The organism is Nostoc sp. CENA543 (assembly GCF_002896875.1).
Taxonomy (GTDB): domain Bacteria; phylum Cyanobacteriota; class Cyanobacteriia; order Cyanobacteriales; family Nostocaceae; genus Trichormus.
Map to the genome: position 1 here is coordinate 4,581,178 of NZ_CP023278.1, position 20,071 is coordinate 4,601,248.

The following is a 20,071-nucleotide window of genomic DNA, read 5'->3' on the forward strand; positions in this document are numbered from 1 at the left end:
TCTGAGTCAGATAAATTAAATATAAAGAATAATTGCGTATGAATTTTAAATTGCGATAACTATAACAAGCTCGACGATAACATAATCAGGTGCAAAAATGACTGAAAGCATTGAACTTGGTCAACATATCACACAACAATGGTTAGCTGAAATTGAGTCACTCAAACAGCAGCTAGTAGAACAACAGCGCGATCGCGATGCAGCTTGGGAAAGTGCGGAGAAGTGGCGTAAACTCTATAACACCGAAGCCGAACAACGTCGCGCCGATGCGGATTTGTTTCGTCAAAATAGCGCATCCCTAAAGGCAGAAATTCAAAAACTCAAAGGAATTGACACAACCACCTTACCCAAGGCTATCAATGTGGCAGCAATTCAGCAAGAACTCGCTGCCATCAGGACTGTAGAAGATTTGAAAACCAAACTAGTCTCGGTAATTCAAGAACGCGATCGCTTGCAGCAGGCTTTGAAGACAGAACAAGAAAACCACGAACAAACTCGTAAGAGTCTGACTACTGCTTTAGGTGATGCCATTGATAGTTTAGCTAAAGAACGCGCCGGTACAGGGGGCGGAGTGGTTAAGGAGTCTGTTTAGTGAAAAGCGATCGCAGAACTTTTTGGTCTACTGATTGTGAGATTTACATAATGTAGAACTACTGGAAAAAACTAAAATATATTAAGCAATGTAAAAATAATAAGATTCAGTTCGTAGTAAGGACTTTAGTCCTTTTCGGAAAACTAAAGTTCTCACTACAAACCTTTAATTATTTACCTTGTTCTGACTTGAAAAAGGGGTGTAGGGGTATAGAGGTGTAAGGGTGTCAGGGAAAGACTTTTTCATGTTTTCTTGTGTACGCAGTTCATGAGGGCTACTTAAGTCCTGTTGACGATTGAGTATGACAAGCCCAAAAGAACAGAGACACAATACTCAATATCGTCAACAAAACCAAAGATGGATTTTAACTGCCAACAAAAAGCTATCAAACCTTGGCTGGATCATATGGTACCCAAGTGTCGCCTTGACATTGGAAGTCTTTCTGGTCTTTACCCATTGTCACTACAGCACCTGTTGAATATGTTTGACCTGCATATGTACAGTCTCCACCAAGAATTTGTTTTTGCTCATGTTCAGAAATTTCAATCAATTCGTCTTGTAAATTTGCGAAGTTAATCATTTGAAATGTACTCCTGTATTAGTCATGATTGTGTTTTAGACATCCCGAAATTAGAGTATGGACTAGCAACCCATATAAGATTTAGAACTGCTTTGTCTCATTCACAATGAATGTAAATATTTTTGCTTGTCTATTTACTTCTTATATGGCTGCCACTGCCATGTCCCATCTGACATACAAGTTTTATCGTATCCTTGACTACCCTGCTGAATTGTAGAACCTGTTGAATATCTTTGACCTGCATAATAGCAATCTCCACCGAGAATTTGTTGTTGTTCTTGTTCAGAAATTTCCATCAATTCGTCTTGTGGATTTGCAAGGTTTAGTTCATCAATTGCGAACTTAATCATGATGTAGCATACTCCTTTATTAGTCATAATTGTGTTTTAGATAGTGATTTTTAAATCACTCACCACACTTTTATGTTGTCTATTTTTGAGATGAATTTCAAGCATTTTTAGAATGATAAAGTGACATAAGAGATTTATTTTTAATCGAGTATGATAATGTTTAAGTTAGAGAAAATGCAGTATTATAACACTCCGATTTTATATATCAATTTCGGTTTTATTTTTAGTTCTATTTCAGCATATTTTTAATTGAAACATATGATGTTCACTTTCTCATATCAGAAAAATTGAATTCAAGATTTTTCAAAAATAAAATATTTATGTCCTACTTTCCTAGTTGGTGAAAAATCTAAAAAATCAACACGCCAAAAATCAACCCAAATAAATATCGGGTTGATAAAAACAAATATTCAGATTTGAGAGAGAATAGATTTATTACATCTACTCCATAAAACTCTATGTTGCCACTTCACACATCAGTTGAGACGGGCTGTAGTCATCTGTAATCACTCGTGGATAAAGCATACATACAGCTTTCCTTTCCTGTTACCACTATCAACAGCCTCTACAAACAAAACCTGGTGGTAAATCTGTGACTAAGGTTATTTTTTATGTAGAATTATCTTCGAGCAAAATGCCATTAAACTACCTGATTTCTGATGGGTATTGTTGGATCTGGTACGGCAATAATTCCAACAGTTGAGCCACCGATCATTCCTGATAAAACATCTTTTGAACTGTAATCACCGAAACCACCTGCAATGTTTCTTGCTTGTTCATTAGATAATTCTGATAAACCTAAACCTTCGTGACGACGGGCAATAGCATTATTTATTGCATTATCAATTAGGTCATCAATTTGAATTTGACTGCTATACTTTTCCATTATGAATTTCCCCTTGATTGGTAATTTTGAAATTTTCAAAATATGGAATAGCTGATTGCCAACACCATATTACACATTGTAATCATGAGGAACTGACTTGTAATTAATAGTTCAAATTATGATGAGACTAAACTAAAACTTTTACAGCACTTTTGAAGTAAGTGAGGTACATCATGAGTAATGAGTAATAAATTTACTTATTACTCATTACTTATAACTCATGACTTTTTGCAATTAGTGACTGTACCTCATAAACTGGTGCAATTTTTGAGGGTGTCAAAATTCATACAGAATATATGTCATTGCGAGTAAAGTGAGGCAATCCCAAAGTCTCTGAGATTGCTTCGCTTTGCTCTCAATGACGATTAATATTGGGTAACGCTTGCGCTTAACTCAACCTACCCAAAGTCTTCTCAGTCCCTAATCTAAAATCCCATCGCTTTAGCGACATCACCTAATTCTGCCTCAATTCCCTGTTTAAATTGGGCGTGGCTGTGTTTAATCGCTGTATCAGGGTCTTTCAAACCGTTACCAGTCAAGACACACACCACGGTTGCACCTGTGGGTACTTGGTCTTTCACCTGTAACAACCCAGCGACGGAAGCCGCACTAGCAGGTTCACAGAAAATCCCTTCGGATGAGGCTAAAAGTCTGTATGCGTCGAGAATTTCTTCGTCGGTAACGGCCTTAAATTGACCCTGGCTGGCTGATTGAGCCGCGATCGCTTTATCCCAACTAGCAGGATTACCGATACGTATAGCTGTGGCGATGGTTTCGGGATGGGTGACAGGCTGACCATTTACTAACGGTGCTGCACCTGCGGCTTGAAATCCCATCATCCGGGGTAGGCGATCGCATTTTCCGGCTTGATGATATTGACAAAAACCCATCCAGTATGCTGTGATATTCCCGGCATTACCTACGGGGATACATAACCAGTCTGGCGCATCACCCAAAGCATCGACAATTTCAAATGCTCCGGTTTTTTGACCTTCGAGACGGTAGGGGTTGACGGAATTCACCAAGGTAATAGGATAATTTTCCGCCATATCACGGACAATTTCTAAAGCGCGGTCAAAGTTACCCTTGATGGCTAAAACTTCAGCACCGTAGAGTAAAGCTTGCGCCAACTTACCCAAAGCGACATAACCGTCAGGAATTAACACAAAAGCCTTCATTCCCCCACGGCGCGCATAGGCGGCGGCGGCGGCGGAAGTGTTACCGGTGCTGGCGCAAATTACAGCTTTCGCGCCTGCTTCCTTGGCTTTAGTAATCGCCATTGTCATCCCTCGGTCTTTAAAACTACCAGTGGGGTTAAGACCGTCATATTTCACAAATACCCGCACTTGTCTACCGATACGTTCTGCGATCGCTGGCACAGGAATCAAGGGAGTATTACCTTCTAATAAGGTGACAATCGGCGTAGTGTCGCTGACGGGTAGATACTCACGATAGGCTTCTATGAGTCCGGGCCAGGGTTGGCGATGAGTTTGAGCAATAGACAAGCTTACAGTCACGGGCTTAAAAATTAATTCAAAATTATATTATGGATGATCGTGGCAATTACTCAGCCAATCAATTTTGGATTTTAGATTTTGCGGAAAGTTCTGTAGGCGGGTTTCCCGCCGTAGGAAACTTTTCAAGACGGATTTTGGATTGGGATGCAACCTAAAACCAAGAATTCGCACAGTCAAACAGGGTTTGTCTGTAGTGTGCTTTTTTGATGTCTGAGGTTTTTTACTCCAGATATTATCTCTGTTTGTATGAATATTTTACAGATAATTTTGATTTTATTTAACTAGGGGTGTAAGGGTGTGGGGGTCTAAAAACCTATACCGATCAGCAATTAATGTTAGCCCAAATAAAACTTATGGAACAGACCACTAGTTTTACCAAAAATTAAGTCATGTATTTCCCCTACACCCTCATACCCCTATACCCCTACACCCTCTATTTGTGGTCTAGTGTATTGGCTAACATAGGCGGGTATTTCAATACTTGAGTCCAATCTAGAATCACTGATGGGTGTAGCCGCAGTCAGTTTTAAAGGAATTTCCCCAGCCCATACGGGGATTTGATAATCAGCTTCGTCATCTAGAGGCCCACCAGTGCGAACCTTGGCTGAGGCTTCGGCTAAAGGTAAAGACAAAACTACAGTTCCCGCTAATTCTTGACGATTGGGCGATCGCACTTCTTCCCATCTTCCCAAAATAACGTGTTCTGTGAATGCTTTGAGGGCGGCAAGTTTTTGCTCTGCGTCTTCTACTAATGTGGCTTTACCAAAGACGACGACTGAGCGATAATTCATCGAATGGTGAAACGCCGACCTTGCCAAAATTAGTCCATCAATTAACGTCACTGTGACGCAAACATCAAGGCCTTGTTGGAGTGTTTTTAACATCCGGCTAGCAGGTGAGCCGTGAATATATAGTGTGTCTTCTACTCTTCCGTAGGCTGTCGGAATTACCACAGGTTGTCCTTGGGCGACAAAACCGACATGACAGACTAATCCTTCATCCAGAATTTGATAAATCACGTCAGATTCATATTTAGCTCTTTGAGGTACGCGTTTAACGGTTGTTCTGGGGCTAGGTGCTTGTTTTTGAGACATAACTGTCAATTTCTACTCTATATCGTTAGAGTATTGAGGAAAATGGAATGGCACAATAGCCAATTTCTCATTAAATAACCAGTCCACTTGTGAAAATTCAAAGTTAGTCATTAGTCATTAACGTGAGTTCGACGAAGTTTAAAAACCCCTCTCCAAACCTCTCCCCTGCAAGGAGAGAGGCTTAAAAACCTTAATTTTTCGTTGCCCTTTAAATATATTTAAGCCCCTCTCCGCGTCGGAGAGGGGTTGGGGAGAGGTCATCAAACTCACGTAGTCATTAGTCATTAGTTTTTCTCCCCCTGCCCTCTGCCCCCTGCCCTCCACCTCCTCCCCCATCATGGACTTTGCAATTAATATCGACCCACACGCGCCTTTACCTCTGCATCGCCAAGTTTACGAGGAACTACGCCAAGCTATCCTTACGGGGAGATTAACATCTGGACAAAAGCTGCCTTCAGGGCGATCGCTTGCTCAATTACTTGGTGTTTCCCGTGCTACCATCACTCAAGGTTATGAACTACTTCTGAGCGAAGGTTATCTAGAAACCATTGTGGGTTCGGGAACTTTTGTTTGTCGTCAACTTCCTGACGATTTACTCAACGCTACACCAACACCGTCAAAATCATCACCAGCAAATTCTCCAATACCGTTATCAGCTTATGGTGAAAGTCTAAATGACAACGCATTTTTGCGCCTCCCAGAAACAAAACTAGAAATCAGTTTTAGCTACGGTAGGCCTGCTTTTGATCACTTCCCGATAGATTTATGGCGCAAGTTAATTTCTCGCTATTGTCGCTCTCATCCAGAGGTGCTAGATTATACTGCATATTCTACAGGATATAAAGCATTACGGGAGGCGATCGCTTCCTATATTTCGCGTTCTAGGGCGGTAAATTGTAGTGCTGAACAAATTGTGATTGTCGGTGGTTCACAGCAAGGAATTGACCTAATTACACGTTTGCTCATTGATCGGGGTGATTGGGTTGCTGTGGAAGAGCCAGGCTATCTGGGTGCGAGGCGGGCTTTTTTAGCACAAGGAGCTAAGTTATTTCCCGTAGCTGTCGATCAATCAGGATTAATAGTTGATGAACTAAAATCAAGTGAAATTCCTAACATTAAACTTCTGTATATCACGCCGTCACATCAATTTCCTACAGGGGCGGTTTTATCACTCCCCCGCAGGCTAGAGTTATTAGCTTGGGCGCAAAAATCTGGGGTGATGATGATTGAGGATGACTATGATAGCGAATTTCGCTATGGTGAACGTCCTATTCCAGCTTTGCAAGGATTAGATCAAGGTAACTCGATTATTTACGTCGGGACGTTTTCTAAAGTTCTATTTCCGGCTTTGCGCTTGGGTTATTTAGTTTTACCAGAAAATTTAGTTCATGTGTTTGCGCGGGCGAAATGGCTAGCAGACAGACAATGTAGTCTATTGGAACAATACGCCCTGACTGATTTTATTACAGAAGGACATTTAGAACGGCACATTAGACGGATGCGATCGCTCTACAACCAACGCCGACAAATTTTAGTAAAGTCTTTGTTTGAGCATTTTGGCGACAGTGTGGAAATTATGGGAGAAAATGCGGGGATGCACCTGATGGTAAAAATCAATACGAGAATTCCTGATGATGAAATTGTCAAACGGGCTGCATTAGCTAACGTCGGTATCGGCGCAGCCTATCCACAATATTTAAAGGCTAGTCCTGGTAGTGAATTTATCTTTGGATATGCGGAATTAAGTGAACAGCAAATTCAAGAGGGCGTTAGACGACTAGCTAAGGTAATACCAATTCAAAATTCAAAATGACGCTCGCGGACTCGCTAACGCTGCGCTAACAAAATTCAAAATTAAGAATCAAGACAGAGCAAGCATTTGGGGCTGTATATCTGTCGCATTCTTTTTTCAAATTGGTATAATTTCTGACTAGAGGACAAAATGACGCAGTGGTGAACGTCTCCCGAAACGCCACCAAATAGCCAGCACATTTTTCTGACTTAAGTCTTGATGTACAGCGTAACGCAAGCGCAGCATTTTGTAACATCTATCTTGTGCGTAAGTCAACAGCCAAGTTTGTTCATAGCGCACTAAATCTTCTATCCACACTGGGTCAATGCCTTCGGTTTGGGCGACATTGATGATAAAGTCAGCAAAAGCGATCGCATCTTCGCGATGTTTTTTCACACCCTGGGGAATAGTAGTTTCTGCATATCGCCAAAACAGTGTCGGGAAATTTTTCCCCAACGCTTTGGCTGTGCGTGGTAGCATTTCCCGCACTTCTCCTAACCGCTTCCACTTCAAGGAGTTAGCAAACACATTCACCTGTGCGGCTGAAAGTTCCGCGAATTGTTGCGCCTCATCGTCACTGAGTCCCATTTCTAAACCAACGACTTGAGGATTGGCAAAGAAACGCGATCGCAATTCTGTATTAGTGTAAAGTTGGGCTAAAAGTTGCTGGGTTTGTTTTAACCCCATCTCCCGTGTCTCCTCCCAATTTCTCGTGCTTGTTGCAGTTCTGCTGTCAACTGTGCAAATTCTGGTATATTTTCATCCCTTTCTAAAACGATTCCTTTTATCCCCACACGCGCCACCACTTCATCAATAAGTTCCCAGATTTGAGGGGGTGTAGCTTGGGAATGACTATCAATTAGTATGCCATCATGCCAATGTCCACCGACAAAATGCAACTGTACGACACGTTCCCAAGGCAAATCTTGCATAAATTGCTGCACATCATAGCTATGATTCACCGCATTAATGTACAGGTTAGTCACATCCAATAACAACCCACAATCAGCTTTTTCGACAACTTCCGCCAGAAATTGCGCTTCGGTCATTTCTGCACCAGGAAGAGTCACCATGTAAGTAATATTTTCCAAAATTAACGGCACATCAACCCAGCGTCGCACCTCTGCAATATTGCGACACAGAACTTTTACAGCTTCTTTGGTGTAAGGTAGGGGTGATAAATGTCCAATATCAACCCCACCTGCTTTCGTAAAGCAGATATGCTCACTCCACCAAGGCGGGTTAAGTTGTTTAATTAAGGCTGCTAGTTGACGAAGATAATCTGTGTCTACACCTTCCGCACTCCCTAAAGATAAATTAATCGCGTGGGGAATAATGGGGAAATGGCTGGCTAGTAATTCTAACTCTTGCTGTTGTTGCCAAGATGGTTGTAAGTAATGTTCCGCCACGACTTCTAGAAAGTCCACCTGCTGACGGTTGAGAAATAAATCACTTTTGAACGGTTGGCGAAATCCCAACCCAACGCCTAAAGATGGTAGGTGAGTGAACATGGAAGAATTAAACCAATTCGCAATTCGCAATTCGCAATTCGCAATGGACTAACGTCCTGCTACGCTAACGCAATTACTTGTTGTAAGGGGGATTTAAACCCCTAAATTTTGTTAAAGGTAAAAGGTAAAATTTAGCTACCGCCACAACCACCACAACCACCACCGCAGGAACTACCGCAGGAACTACTGCTACAGGAACTACTACTACAGGAACTACCGCCACCGCAGCCAGAAGCACCACTGCATGAACTACTAGATGAACTAGAACTACTGTATCTGCTAGTTGTTTTGGGGAATTGTGGGGGGAAGAAGATTTCGTGATAGGGGTTGTAAACTGTTCCTGCTAGGGCTTCCACGCCAAACAGTGCGACGAGTAAGTTGTATTCTGACAAAGAAGCGGTTTGAGATTTGGCTTTGGATTTTAATTGTGAGAATGTTTCCTGTAGTTGTTGCAGATATTTTTTGCCTCGATCATTGAGTAGCGATCGCTTACTAACTAGCCACATTAACCAGATAATAGAAGCTACACCCATGATTATCAGAAAGCCAACGTTATAGCGTCCTTTAGCTAAGGCAATCAGGAGTTTATAACCTCCAAGGCTAAAAATAATCATTGCCCCTATTAAGCCGACTTGAATCCGCCATTGGTGATGGTTGGTAGTAGTCAGTAATTGTTCACTGTGCAGTTGTTCTTCATAATTGTGGCTGTATGGTTGCACAACTTGACTTGCTAACCACAGAGATGCTGTTGCTGTGGAGGGGATAGAAATTTTCTGAAAAACTGCATTTTCTATCGGCTGCAATTTAGCCACATCAGGATGATCTGGTGTTTGGCTGATGGACTGTTCACTAACTTGCAAATAACCTTGCAAAATCAGATTAAATAATGCTGTGTGAGCGATTCCGGCATTTTGAGAACGCAGATAAGCAATTTTGTAAGGATCTGGATTGGCAGGAATTAACGGTAAAGGCTGATTTTTGTTGGGATCTTGCACTAAACGCCAACAAACTACCAACGTTATGGCAATTACAGAACCGTAAAGCACTAAAAAATCAGGCCCATACATATCTGCAATCGGGTTATGCAGCAATGAATCCATTGCTTAATACTCCTTGTGAGGAAATTACTGTCAATGAGAGAAAATGAACGTCAAAATATTTGCAGCGTTTTTACAACATCTCGTTTTCTCAACTCTGTACGCCATTATAGCACAGTATCTGATCGCACCTGTTTTTACATAGAGTTACGGTGAGTTTCAAAGGTTAAGTATTCAAAAGCAAAGTTTATTTTTTGGCTATCCTGGAAAAGTAAATGATTCTCCTAATTTAACAATGGTTGCTTTACCTGATAGCATTTACATGAGTGCAGCAGAATATCTGGTTTGGGAATCCACCCAGGAACTACGCTATGAATACTGGGATGGTGAAGTCGTAGCGATGACTGGCGGGACACGCAACCATAATCGCGTTTCTGGAAATTTCTTTAAAGTTTTAGATGATGCTTTAGTCAATCGCTCCTGTGAAGTCTACATTGTAGATGTAAAGGTGCAGGTAGAACCAGGGCATAAGTATTTTTATCCTGATGTAGTGGTGACTTGTGATGAGCGCGATCGCGATCCACAATGGATACAATTTCCCTGTTTAATTATCGAAGTTCTATCACCTTCGACGGAAGCAGCTGATCGGGGTAAAAAGTTTGCTGCATATCGTCAATCTGCCACTTTACAAGAATACGTCTTAGTACAAGTAGCACAACCAGGAGTAGAAGTATTTCGACGCAATGAACAGGGTAAATGGGTACTGTCGGAGTATAGTTTGAGTGATAAATTGCTACTAGAATCAGTAAATGTAGAAATTGCGATCGCCTCTTTATACCGACAAGTCGAGTTTGAATCGGAAACCGTCGAAAATCAATAGGTGATATTCTTACCGATTGGTATTTTTGTAAACTAGCGTATACTTGCTCACAGTGTAATTTGTGCATTTATACAATGGGGAGTATTTACCACAGCATGATTTTTTCTCTCTATCGCTCGACAATGGAAAACACTCCACTTATTCGGTGTCTGTCTAAAATTTTATACTTACTATTGAAAATAAGCGATCGCCACAGTACACTCAAGGCAACGCACAGCATAGCATCTATATCAGGAGAATGTATTTACTTTGCGTATTGCCCACTGTGTCAAATTTAAAGATAAATTATGCTCAGTAGCGTTGACCGTTTATTGTTTGTCCGGCGAGTCCCGATTTTTAAAGAATTGCGGGATGATTTCATTGTCCGCCTGACTTCAGTGATGCACGAGTTGCATTTTCCAGCGCATCATACCATTTTTCGACAGGGAGAAGAAGGGCGATCGCTGTATATAGTCGTCTCCGGTAGAGTCAAAGTCCATATTGGAGAGAAACAACTTGCTGTTGTAGATCAGGGAAAATACTTTGGTGAAATGGCTGTATTTGATACTCAACCCCGTTCCGCTACCGTCACCACCTTAGAACCATGCGAATTTTTGGAACTCACCCAAGAGCAACTTTATGATGCAATTGAAGAAACTCCCGAAATTGCTGTGAATATTATCCGTGAGTTATCCCGTCTAGTTCGCCGACTGAATGATAATATCCAATTTACAGCTTCAGGTAGGCATTAATCCAGCATAAAATAGGCGACGAGATAGGGTTGATGATGAAAATTTATATCTCTTGAGAGTTGATGTTGTGTGTGTTCGCCGCAGTAAAATCAACTTGCTTGTAATTCATATTTGAGTCAAATCTAGCATTCTCTAAATTTGCCCCTCTGAAATTAGTAATACCATTAGTGGTGATTTCTTGGATAGCTAAATTTAGCGATCGCATTGTCATAGCCAGTAAAATCACAGTTAAAATTCCCAAAATACTGCCCATTAGATAATTGTGGGTACTCAAATAAGCAAAGGCGACACTACTAATTAAAAAAGCTAAACCATAATTACAAACAAACCCCGCAACTGCAACAATTACGCGCATCAAACCATTCTTAAATACAAAACACAAAATTGCCACTATTATGGATGATACTAGTGCAGATATTACAGCAGCTTGGGGGTTTTTATTTTGCAGAATACCGCCATAATAGAAACCAATTAATGCTGCTGAAGCCACACCTGATATAGTTGTAATTAAATTTTCTAAGCTTAATTTTTGAGTAAAAACTCTCCTCAAACTTGCACCTATCCCAGAAATTGCCAAGCTGATAACTAAAGCTTTAGTATATGACCATGCGGGTATTTCTGGAGTGTTTCCTAGTACCCCGAATGCCATCTCACTAACTGCTATAAAAGTTAAGCATAAAACCATGAATGCAGTGATTCGCAAACTCATAAATATTTTAGTTGACTGACCAAATTTCGCTTTCACAAAATTAGCTCTTTGTAATTGTGCATGGGAAAAATCACATCCACGCACATCAGCACCGCTAAAATTTGCGTCATGAAGTTGTAGTGCTTTAAATGAGCGATTTTGCAAATTTTGGTGACAAAAATTGAAATTATCACTATTCATCTTTCAGCTTAAAGTAAAATTAAATTAATTTCCCATTACCAATAAATTAGCAAATTTGACAATGCAATGGCGATATATTACCAAGACATCTAACTATTACTGTATTGTCGGTACTATTTTCTTATCTTTACCAATATTAATGTATGGTTGGGGTCATTTTCGTCGTCCACCCCGCAGCGAAACACAACAAGAATTATTTCGGGGGATTGTTTATCAGCGTTTGATTGAGTCGAATCCACGTCCTGTAATAATTCATATCGTAAAAATTGATTTAAATACACCTGGAATTAAACCATTTGTAACTCCAGATATTGAGAATTTATCAAAAAATATCAGAGTCGGGAAACAAGAAATTATCGACAATGAAACCAAAGCGAGAACAACATCTGAATTTGTCGAAGAATTTCAAGTTAAACTCGCCATCAACGGAAGCTATTTTCGTCCTTTTAGGGAGGTAACACCGTGGGATTATTATCCTTACAGTGGAGATAAGACAAAGGTATTAGGACAAACAATTTCTAATGGTAAAACATACGCTAGTAAAAAATCAAGCTGGTATGTTTTATGTTTTACTAACAACAATCAAGCCCAAATTCCAGGCGGTGAAGAATGTCCAAAAAATACTATTCAAGGACTAGCAGGAGATGACGTATTAGTTTTTCAAGGAAAACCCAAAATAAATATTTATGCAAATTCCTCAACCGACAAACCATATTCGAGAGTAGTTGCAGCTACCGACAAAGCAGGTAAGCAATTGTGGTTAATTTTGGTAGATGGGAAACAACCACTATATAGCGAAGGATTTACTAAAAGAGAATTAACCCAATTTTGTCATAAATTGGGTGTTTATAATGCCATAAATCTCGATGGAGGAGGTTCTACTACATTGGTAGTAGCAAACCCAGATAAAGAGGGGAAGCCAAAAATTTTAAATGCTCCCACCCATACTAAAATACTAATGCGCGATCGCCCAGTTGCTAATCATCTGGGATTCTATATAGATTAATATTTCACAGCCGCAGATATGGTAGCTTTGCGTTTAGAAAAAGTAACAGAACAGCACGCACAAATTCTCTATCCATACATTAGTAACCCAAAAATGTATGAGTATTTAGAAGAACCAATCCCCACTATTTTAGAAGTTCAGCAACAATTCCAGTTTGCAGCCTTAGAACAATCGCCAGATAATGAAACTATGGTTTGGCTGAAATGGGTTGCTGTCACTCCTCAAAATCAATATGTTGGTCTAGTGGAGATAGGTATTTTTGATGACCAATATGCAGAAATGGGCTGTATGACCTTTGTGGATTTTCAAAAGCGAGGATATGCACCTATTTACTGTTCCCTGGCTATAAATGAAGCCAAACACCGCTTTCAGCTTTCAGATTTACACGCATCAGTGAACGAACATAATCTAGCTTCCCGTAAGGTAGTAGAAAAACTGGGATTTAATTTAATTAAAGTTAACCAGAAAGCCGAGTTGATTAAAGGTAAGCTTACTGATGAATTAATTTATCGCTTAACATTTTGAGTTGAGATATTTAAAGTTCAGACATTGTTGGAGAAAATTGTGAGGAATTTCTAAACTGTTTCCCCAGTGCAGATGAATGTAGGAAGCATGAATATTTTTTGGTGAACACCATCCCTCAAAGCCTAAATTTTCTTCTACATCGAAGCGATAAGTTGTAAATAAAGGCTGTTCACAATTTGAGATAACATGAGAACGATGAAACTCATGTCCATATAGATTTGAGCCTGCTTTGACTAATAAATTATCTTGCAAAGCTACAGCACGACGATAACCCAAAGTCAGCTTTTTATCCATTACTGCTGATGTGGGTAATATTCCCACCATCGACCAAGATTGACCTTCAAAATCAATGATTTGTTCGCATAAATACATTAAACCCCCACACTCTGCTATTGTAGGCATTCCGTCTAAAATAGCTTGTTTAACACTTTCACGGGCGTTATTATTAGCCGCTAATTGTTGAGCAAATACCTCTGGAAAACCACCGCCAAAATACATTCCCTGCACACCTGGGGGTAATTCTTTATCCGTTAAAGGACTCCAAAAAACTAATTCCGCACCTAAATTTTCTAGAATATCTAAATTATCTTGATAGTAAAAATTAAAAGCGCGATCGCGTGCTACAGCAATTTTAACGGGCATACAAGAGGAATTGGAGCAGGGAGCAGGGAGCAAGGGGAGAAAAATTTCCCCACTTCTCCCTGCACCCTGCCCTCTACCTCCTATATCCCAGTCCCCAGTCCCCAACAAAGGTAATAAAGTTTGCCAGTCAAAGCAAGTATCACCTAAATCAGCGAGGCGATGAATGACTGTGTCTAGTTCGGGGAGTTCGGCGGTGGGAATTAGACCTAAATGGCGGTCAGGAATGGTAATGTTATCTTGACGACGCAAAACGCCCAAAATAGGTAATTGTAAGGGTTGGAGGGCATTTTTGAGGAGAGAGAGATGGCGATCGCTCCCTACCCGATTCAACACTAAACCGGCTATTTTAATTCTGGGGTCAAATGAGCAATAACCGTGAGCGATCGCTGCTACCGAACCAGACAAACGGCTACAATCAATTACCAACACTACAGGTAAATCTAATAATCGTGCAATATGCGCCGTACTAGCAAAGTCAGTGCTGAGTGCAAAGTGCTGAGTGCTGAGTACATCTTCCTTTCCATACTCAATGCCCGATGCTCGATGCCCAATGCCATCAAATAACCCCATCACCCCTTCGACTAAAGCATATTCGCTTTCTTGATGATGACGAGCAAAACACTGACGAACATAGGTTTCCGAAGTCAGCACTGGGTCTAAATTCCGACAAGCGCGCCCTGTAACATAAGTATGAAACATCGGGTCAATATAATCCGGGCCGACTTTGAAAGATTGCACCGTCGCACCACGCCGACATAAAGATGCTAAAAGAGTGAGTGTGATTGTTGTCTTACCCACTCCACTACGTTCCCCAGCAATAACTACAGCCATAAAAATCAGGTGATGTCTTGATTCATTCCACTATCTCACCATTGAATTTTAAAGCATACATGATTTTGAGTTGGCACTACTTACCCATTAGTTGCGTCACGTTCGTAGTGAGGACTTTAGTTCTGATTCTGTGAAGGACTAAAGTCCTCACTACCAACTTGAATAGAGTAAATTAAGCTCATTAATCTCAGTGTAAATATTTAGAGAATAATGCCAATTTCATTCCAACCCAAAAGCATCAACATTAACGTTTGGTTAACCAAATTACCCTTTATTTTCCGATTTCAGACCAAAAACTTCTTTAATTTCCGGCGTTTACTTCCCATACTATTTGCTCTATCATTCACTACAACTTTACTACTGGGCAATTTCCAGCCAATCAATGCTCAACTACCCCAGTATCCTAGTCAAGAAATCCGTGGCGTGTGGCTGACAAATAATGACTTTGACATCCTTAAGAATCGTGCCAAAGTGCAGGAGACATTGTCACAATTGCGGCGATTGAACTTTAACACAGTCTATCCAGTGGTTTGGAATGACGGTTACACAAAGTATCCTAGTGCAGTCATGGAGCGGATGAATATCCCTTTTTTCTTTAGAGGGACACAAGGTCAAGATGTGATTGCAGATGTGCTGAATCAAGCGCGCAGTCAAGGATTATTAGCAATACCTTGGTTTGAGTTCGGTTTCATGGCTCCCTTAACATCGGAATTAGCTTCACAGCATCCAAACTGGTTGACACAAAAGCGAGATGGAACTCAAACTTCGATTTCGGCTGCGGGTGAAGTCGCATGGCTGAACCCCTTCCACCCAGAAGTACAAAAGTTTATTACTGACCTTGTGGTAGAAATTATCACCAAATATAACGCCGATGGGATTCAATTTGATGACCACATGAGTTTACCTGTGGATTTTGGCTACGACCAATACACAATTAACCTCTACACCCAAGAAACGGGAAATCCTCCGCCACCTAATCCCCAAGCGCAAGCATGGATGCGATGGCGTGCTGATAAAATCACAGCTTTTATGGTGCGGCTAAATCAAGCTGTGAAAGCCATAAAACCCAATGCCATTTTTGCGGTTTCTCCCAATTATTATGACTTTGCTTACAAATTTCAACTGCAAGACTGGCTCAGTTGGGTGCGCTTGGGTGTGGTGGATGAGTTGGTAGTTCAGGTTTACCGTAACGATTTACAAAGTTTTGTCAGTACAATTATCACTCCAGAAATTGTAGAAACACAACAATTGATACCTACTGGCATAGGAATCATGACTGGGTTGAGAAATCGTCCCGTTTCCATTGCACAAATTCAGTCGCAAGTGAGAGCCGCACGAGAACGCGGTTTAGGAGCAGTATTTTTTTATTATGAAAGTCTCTGGGAATTCGGCTCAGAATCCGTAGAGCAACGCCAAGCAGCGTTTGAGCAAATGTTCCCCAGTCCCGTTGTCCGTGATCCTGCTCAATTTAGACCCCGTAAACCTAGTTTTGACACCATATCACTACCTTTGTATCCCAGAGGCGCGGACGGTTATTTTTTAGAGGTAGCAGTGGCGAATGGTCGCCCTAGAAGGGTGCTTTTAGATACAGGCTCGGCTGGTTTAAGAGTTCCCAGGGAGTTTTTAGGTAACGCGCCTATTCAACAAACAGGTCAAAAGGTGAGGGAAGTATTAAGTGATGGCACGGTATTAGAAGGTGATTTAGTTTATGCTAATGTTCAATTTGGCCTGATTTCCACTGAAGAACCTGTTCCAGTGCAAATAGTCACCAGTCGCCAATGTATTCCCCAAAAGCCCAATTGCTCTGCCAAAAGTAGCACATCATTTTCTGGTATCATCGGTGTCAATTATGCAGAACGCGCCCTTCCCTATAATCCCTTGAGAAAACTGCCGGGAAATTTGAGTAATGGATTTATTGTGGTGGGAAATCGTGGGGGTAATAACAGTAATTTAGTTATTGGGTTGACAGATAAAAATCGCGCCGGATTTAGGATAGCAGCTTTAAGTCCACAACCTGCGATGGGTGGGATTCCTGGTAATAGATGGGATTCTAGACTAAGTGGAGTTTGTTTAGCGATCGCTAATAGTGCTATTAAAAATACTTGCAATGCCAGAATGGTAGTTGATTCGGGAATGAATAGCAGTTATGTTGATTTTAAATCTGCCGCTTTGATGGGTAAACTCAAACAGGGAAGATTAACTGCACAAAATACAGTGAAATTATCAATTCCCCGTGTGTTTGACTATAGCATTGCTCCAGGTAGCCGCAACGGCTTTAATGTCTGGAGTGTGAATCTTGCTCAACAGCTAGACCAACCAATGGTAGTCAATAGTGGGATAGCATTATTTGATAGATACAATGTGCTGTTTGATGGTGTTAATGGTAGGGTAGGTTTTCGCGATCGCAATTAAAAACGAATAAGAGTGTAAGGGTGTACGGGTTTGCGACACACAACCCATACCCTATAATTACTCACGACTCAGGTGTAATTTCTACTATAGTTTCTAGCCAACTTTGCAAGTCAGCCAGACTAGTAAAATCTAACAGTGCCTCGCCTAGATTTTCTAATTGTTCTAGCGATAATGTTTCAATGCGTTCTAGCATTGGTTGGGGTATTTCTCCCAAGCGACGGGAGAGTTGACGTAAAATTAGCGACCTTTCTCCCTCTTCCTTAATTTCTCGGTAAACTCTTGTTTCCTTGAGTGTAATCCCTAACATTGATTCGACTTCCTTACGACTTAAGTTTTCAAACTTGTACACCATAATCGTCATCACTAGTTCTATTATGGTGCAATTTACGTTTTCAGGTTCTTCAACAGAAGCACGTTCAATTAAATATCTCGCTTCCTGTGGTGCTTGTTCTTCTTCTACCGTAGTTAATACCATCAATGCCACCCACATTGGCAATTGGCGAATATCCCCTAGTTCATCTAAATACACCCGATGTACTTGGTTACTATTCAGTAAAACGCGATAGGGATAAATCTCATTTTGTTCAATGCTACGCGTAGGATAAATCATTACCGCTTGCCAATCAGCAAATCTTTGCCGATTACGGTAGAAATATAAAAAAGATTCAGCAAATACTCTCTCATAAAGTTGTTCATCTTTCTGGAATTGTACTTCACAGAAATATACAACCCCAGGAATTTGATTTTCTGGTGGTAAAAATACCCCATCAATTTCAAATTTTGGTTCTTTGACGGCTACGGAGTCAAATTTGTATTCGCCTGCATTGATAGGGGGATTTGTCAATAGTTCAAATAATAAATTGGGGGATTGTTGAAACAGTTTATAAAATATCGAATCTCGCCGCATGGAAGAATTTCGTCAATCTATCAAAACTTTTTTCTCAAGCATAAGAACCCCAGTTTTTTCAAGAAACTAGGGTTCTGATGTTAACGTGAGTTCGACGAACAATAAAACCCCTCTCCAAACCTCTCCCCTGCAAGGAGAGAGGCTTTAAAACCGACATTTTTCGTTGATATTTTAGTTCTTGACTCCCCTCTCCGTATCGGAGAGGGGCTGGGGGAGAGGTCAAAAAAGACTTATCGAACTTACTACGTTGATGTTAATGATATCTTTGTTTCTGAGCTAATAACAATTCTCCAAAATCTAGCAGCAGATGCAAAAGTGAAAAGCCAAATGGCATCTGACTATCTCTAATTGTGAATTGAATTAACTTTTTACTCCTAACTGCACAACTTGTGCAATGACAGTGAGGCTTTCTTCAAATAAAGCTTCCCGACCCCAGCGTTGTACCTGCTGACTGAGTAAGGCTTCTGCTTTTTGCTCAGATAAAGAACTCACTTGTTGGAATAAACCCGCAGATTGTGCGCCACCGTGGGTTTCCATCCGCATACAACCGCCAGTCTCAGAACAAATGACAGTACCACAGTCTGCTTGAGCATTAGTAGAACTTAGGCGTAAAGCAATTAAATCACCCACAATTTCGCCTACATCAGCAACGGGAACTCCGGCTAATTCGGCTTCTATTTGTCGTTGATTTTGGCCAACAAAGCGAATGCGGGTAATATCGTAATCGCCGGTTTCCTTTTGATAAGAAACTGGTTGCCATTGTAAGCGACTCGCCAACCAACCTAAGAATAGTAAGGCTTGGGCTGGGTTGCCTTTTTCATAATCTAGTGTCACCCGATCAATTTCACCCAAAGCCGCACGACGATGGGGAGGATCGTAAGCTTCGGCAGTCAATTCTTGCCATGCAGAGAGTCTGCGCCAGTTCAAATCAGCTAGAGGTACACCATTTTCTACTAATTCTTGTAAGCTGATTAAATCTGTTTCTGGCTCGTTAAAGTTACAAGAATCAACGATAACGTTGTTACAAACTGCCGACAGTCGTTTAAATAAGGTGTTGTTGGGGTCTGGAGTCGCTTTCCACCACAGGAACTTGGGCAAACCACCAATCAATAATGCTGGAATCATCCCGCCTACCCGTTCTAAAGCGGCGGTAGTACCACTCAAGGTGATGTATTCACAGCAAATCAATGTGCTGGAAGATTGCTTCTGAATGGGACAGTAGGCGGAAACTTGGGCTTTTACGCCTTCATCTTCCCCAGCAATGGGACACAAAGCGATGATGCGGCAAGGGTTACGAAGGGCGATTTCGTCGGCAATTCTAGGGCTATTAGCGGCAAGACTATAGGATGTAGAACCGTTACCGCCTTCCCCTGTAACGCCATTACCTTGACGTTTGGCAAATTCTTCTCGGAGTATAGCCAAGGTTTCAGGTGTAGCTGTGCCGGTTTCTGGAAGTCCATACTTGACTTGCACTCGCCGCAAAGCTGCATCTGTTTGGGGGCCTAAAATCCCATCAATGGGGCCATTGTAAAATCCCAGAGACGATAACAAATATTGAGTTTCTTCTGGTTCGTAAACTACCAGAGTAAAAGTAGTAGCACGAGTAGCCGCAGGTAACGCCCCATCTTCGCCGGCGATGCCGTAGCTTTGCCAAATTTGATTAAGTTCCGCTTCGATTTCGGTAAGCGAAATATCCTTGGGGGCTTGTAGTGAAAAAATGGTTGAGGCTTGGGAAGTCATAGTAGTTGTGATGTTGTCAGTGATCAGTTTGGAATTGAGGGTGTAAGGGTATAGGGGTGTAGGGGTGTGGGGGCGAGAGAGACAAGGTCAACAATTTCCTATTCCCAATGCCCCATGCCCAATCCCCAATCCCCAGTCCCCAGTCCCCA

At 41.2% G+C, this 20,071-nt stretch carries 20 protein-coding genes; 8 read left to right on the plus strand and 12 right to left on the minus strand.

The window, feature by feature from the left end:
- Positions 1 to 97: 97 nt before the first annotated feature.
- Positions 98 to 592 carry a hypothetical protein gene (locus tag CLI64_RS18995; protein WP_103138664.1) on the plus strand — a complete coding sequence of 165 codons (495 nt, stop codon included), beginning with the start codon at positions 98 to 100 and terminating at the stop codon, positions 590 to 592.
- 385 nt (positions 593 to 977) lie between these two features.
- Here the strand turns inward: CLI64_RS18995 and CLI64_RS19000 are convergent, their stop codons facing one another.
- The 4 genes from CLI64_RS19000 to thrC all read right to left on the minus strand — a co-directional run bounded on the left by CLI64_RS19000 (position 978) and on the right by thrC (position 3,925).
- Complete coding sequence (locus CLI64_RS19000) at positions 978 to 1,172, minus strand: DUF1496 domain-containing protein (RefSeq protein WP_103138665.1); 195 nt, start codon at positions 1,170 to 1,172, stop codon at positions 978 to 980.
- 134 nt (positions 1,173 to 1,306) lie between these two features.
- Positions 1,307 to 1,522: a DUF1496 domain-containing protein gene (locus CLI64_RS19005; RefSeq protein WP_103138666.1), complete on the minus strand. Its 216-nt coding sequence runs from the start codon at positions 1,520 to 1,522 to the stop codon at positions 1,307 to 1,309.
- A 640-nt stretch (positions 1,523 to 2,162) separates the two neighbouring features.
- Positions 2,163 to 2,408 carry a hypothetical protein gene (locus CLI64_RS19010; RefSeq protein WP_103138667.1) on the minus strand — a complete coding sequence of 82 codons (246 nt, stop codon included), beginning with the start codon at positions 2,406 to 2,408 and terminating at the stop codon, positions 2,163 to 2,165.
- Positions 2,409 to 2,833: 425 nt separating this feature from the next.
- Positions 2,834 to 3,925, minus strand: a complete 1,092-nt coding sequence (gene thrC, locus CLI64_RS19015; protein ID WP_103138668.1) for a threonine synthase — start codon at positions 3,923 to 3,925, stop codon at positions 2,834 to 2,836.
- Between the two features lie 29 nt (positions 3,926 to 3,954).
- Here thrC and CLI64_RS31990 point away from each other — a divergent pair, with 29 nt between their 5' ends.
- Positions 3,955 to 4,080 (plus strand): hypothetical protein, encoded by a 126-nt coding sequence (locus tag CLI64_RS31990; RefSeq protein WP_264082457.1) that lies wholly within the window; start codon positions 3,955 to 3,957, stop codon positions 4,078 to 4,080.
- A 261-nt stretch (positions 4,081 to 4,341) separates the two neighbouring features.
- Here CLI64_RS31990 and CLI64_RS19020 read toward each other — a convergent pair whose 3' ends face one another.
- Positions 4,342 to 5,019, minus strand: a complete 678-nt coding sequence (locus tag CLI64_RS19020; protein ID WP_103138669.1) for a pyridoxamine 5'-phosphate oxidase family protein — start codon at positions 5,017 to 5,019, stop codon at positions 4,342 to 4,344.
- Between the two features lie 337 nt (positions 5,020 to 5,356).
- On the opposite strand from CLI64_RS19020, the gene CLI64_RS19030 reads away from it, so the two are divergent.
- Complete coding sequence (locus CLI64_RS19030; RefSeq protein WP_103138671.1) at positions 5,357 to 6,832, plus strand: PLP-dependent aminotransferase family protein; 1,476 nt, start codon at positions 5,357 to 5,359, stop codon at positions 6,830 to 6,832.
- A gap of 117 nt (positions 6,833 to 6,949) precedes the next feature.
- On the opposite strand, the gene CLI64_RS19035 is transcribed toward CLI64_RS19030, so the two are convergent.
- The 3 genes from CLI64_RS19035 to CLI64_RS19045 all read right to left on the minus strand — a co-directional run bounded on the left by CLI64_RS19035 (position 6,950) and on the right by CLI64_RS19045 (position 9,422).
- A complete protein-coding gene (locus CLI64_RS19035) occupies positions 6,950 to 7,498 on the minus strand; it encodes a hypothetical protein (RefSeq protein WP_103138672.1) in 549 nt (182 codons plus the stop codon).
- Complete coding sequence (locus CLI64_RS19040) at positions 7,489 to 8,322, minus strand: DUF692 family multinuclear iron-containing protein (RefSeq protein ID WP_103138673.1); 834 nt, start codon at positions 8,320 to 8,322, stop codon at positions 7,489 to 7,491. Before CLI64_RS19040 ends, CLI64_RS19035 begins: the two co-directional genes overlap by 10 nt.
- Positions 8,323 to 8,453: 131 nt before the next feature.
- Positions 8,454 to 9,422 carry a TIGR04222 domain-containing membrane protein gene (locus CLI64_RS19045; protein ID WP_103138674.1) on the minus strand — a complete coding sequence of 323 codons (969 nt, stop codon included), beginning with the start codon at positions 9,420 to 9,422 and terminating at the stop codon, positions 8,454 to 8,456.
- A 232-nt stretch (positions 9,423 to 9,654) separates the two neighbouring features.
- Between CLI64_RS19045 and CLI64_RS19050 the strand changes: the two genes are divergently transcribed.
- Complete coding sequence (locus tag CLI64_RS19050; RefSeq protein ID WP_103138675.1) at positions 9,655 to 10,239, plus strand: Uma2 family endonuclease; 585 nt, start codon at positions 9,655 to 9,657, stop codon at positions 10,237 to 10,239.
- A 287-nt stretch (positions 10,240 to 10,526) separates the two neighbouring features.
- Complete coding sequence (locus tag CLI64_RS19055) at positions 10,527 to 10,970, plus strand: cyclic nucleotide-binding domain-containing protein (RefSeq protein ID WP_103138676.1); 444 nt, start codon at positions 10,527 to 10,529, stop codon at positions 10,968 to 10,970.
- A 43-nt stretch (positions 10,971 to 11,013) separates the two neighbouring features.
- Here CLI64_RS19055 and CLI64_RS19060 read toward each other — a convergent pair whose 3' ends face one another.
- A complete protein-coding gene (locus CLI64_RS19060; RefSeq protein ID WP_103138677.1) occupies positions 11,014 to 11,859 on the minus strand; it encodes a pentapeptide repeat-containing protein in 846 nt (281 codons plus the stop codon).
- A gap of 61 nt (positions 11,860 to 11,920) precedes the next feature.
- On the opposite strand from CLI64_RS19060, the gene CLI64_RS19065 reads away from it, so the two are divergent.
- Complete coding sequence (locus tag CLI64_RS19065; RefSeq protein ID WP_103138678.1) at positions 11,921 to 12,865, plus strand: phosphodiester glycosidase family protein; 945 nt, start codon at positions 11,921 to 11,923, stop codon at positions 12,863 to 12,865.
- Between the two features lie 18 nt (positions 12,866 to 12,883).
- Complete coding sequence (locus CLI64_RS19070; RefSeq protein WP_103138679.1) at positions 12,884 to 13,390, plus strand: GNAT family N-acetyltransferase; 507 nt, start codon at positions 12,884 to 12,886, stop codon at positions 13,388 to 13,390.
- Here the strand turns inward: CLI64_RS19070 and CLI64_RS19075 are convergent.
- Positions 13,379 to 14,863 carry a cobyrinate a,c-diamide synthase gene (locus CLI64_RS19075; protein WP_103138680.1) on the minus strand — a complete coding sequence of 495 codons (1,485 nt, stop codon included), beginning with the start codon at positions 14,861 to 14,863 and terminating at the stop codon, positions 13,379 to 13,381. The two genes, CLI64_RS19070 and CLI64_RS19075, sit on opposite strands and share 12 nt — an antisense overlap.
- 210 nt (positions 14,864 to 15,073) lie before the next feature.
- Here CLI64_RS19075 and CLI64_RS19080 point away from each other — a divergent pair, with 210 nt between their 5' ends.
- On the plus strand, positions 15,074 to 17,275 hold the full coding sequence (locus CLI64_RS19080; RefSeq protein WP_103138681.1) for a glycoside hydrolase family 10 protein: 2,202 nt from the start codon (positions 15,074 to 15,076) through the stop codon (positions 17,273 to 17,275).
- 61 nt (positions 17,276 to 17,336) lie between these two features.
- On the opposite strand, the gene CLI64_RS19085 is transcribed toward CLI64_RS19080, so the two are convergent.
- Positions 17,337 to 18,182 (minus strand): Rpn family recombination-promoting nuclease/putative transposase, encoded by an 846-nt coding sequence (locus CLI64_RS19085; RefSeq protein WP_103138682.1) that lies wholly within the window; start codon positions 18,180 to 18,182, stop codon positions 17,337 to 17,339.
- 360 nt (positions 18,183 to 18,542) lie between these two features.
- Entirely contained in the window at positions 18,543 to 19,922 is a 1,380-nt protein-coding gene (gene opcA / locus CLI64_RS19090) for a glucose-6-phosphate dehydrogenase assembly protein OpcA (protein WP_103138683.1), read from the minus strand.
- Positions 19,923 to 20,071 lie beyond the last annotated feature (149 nt).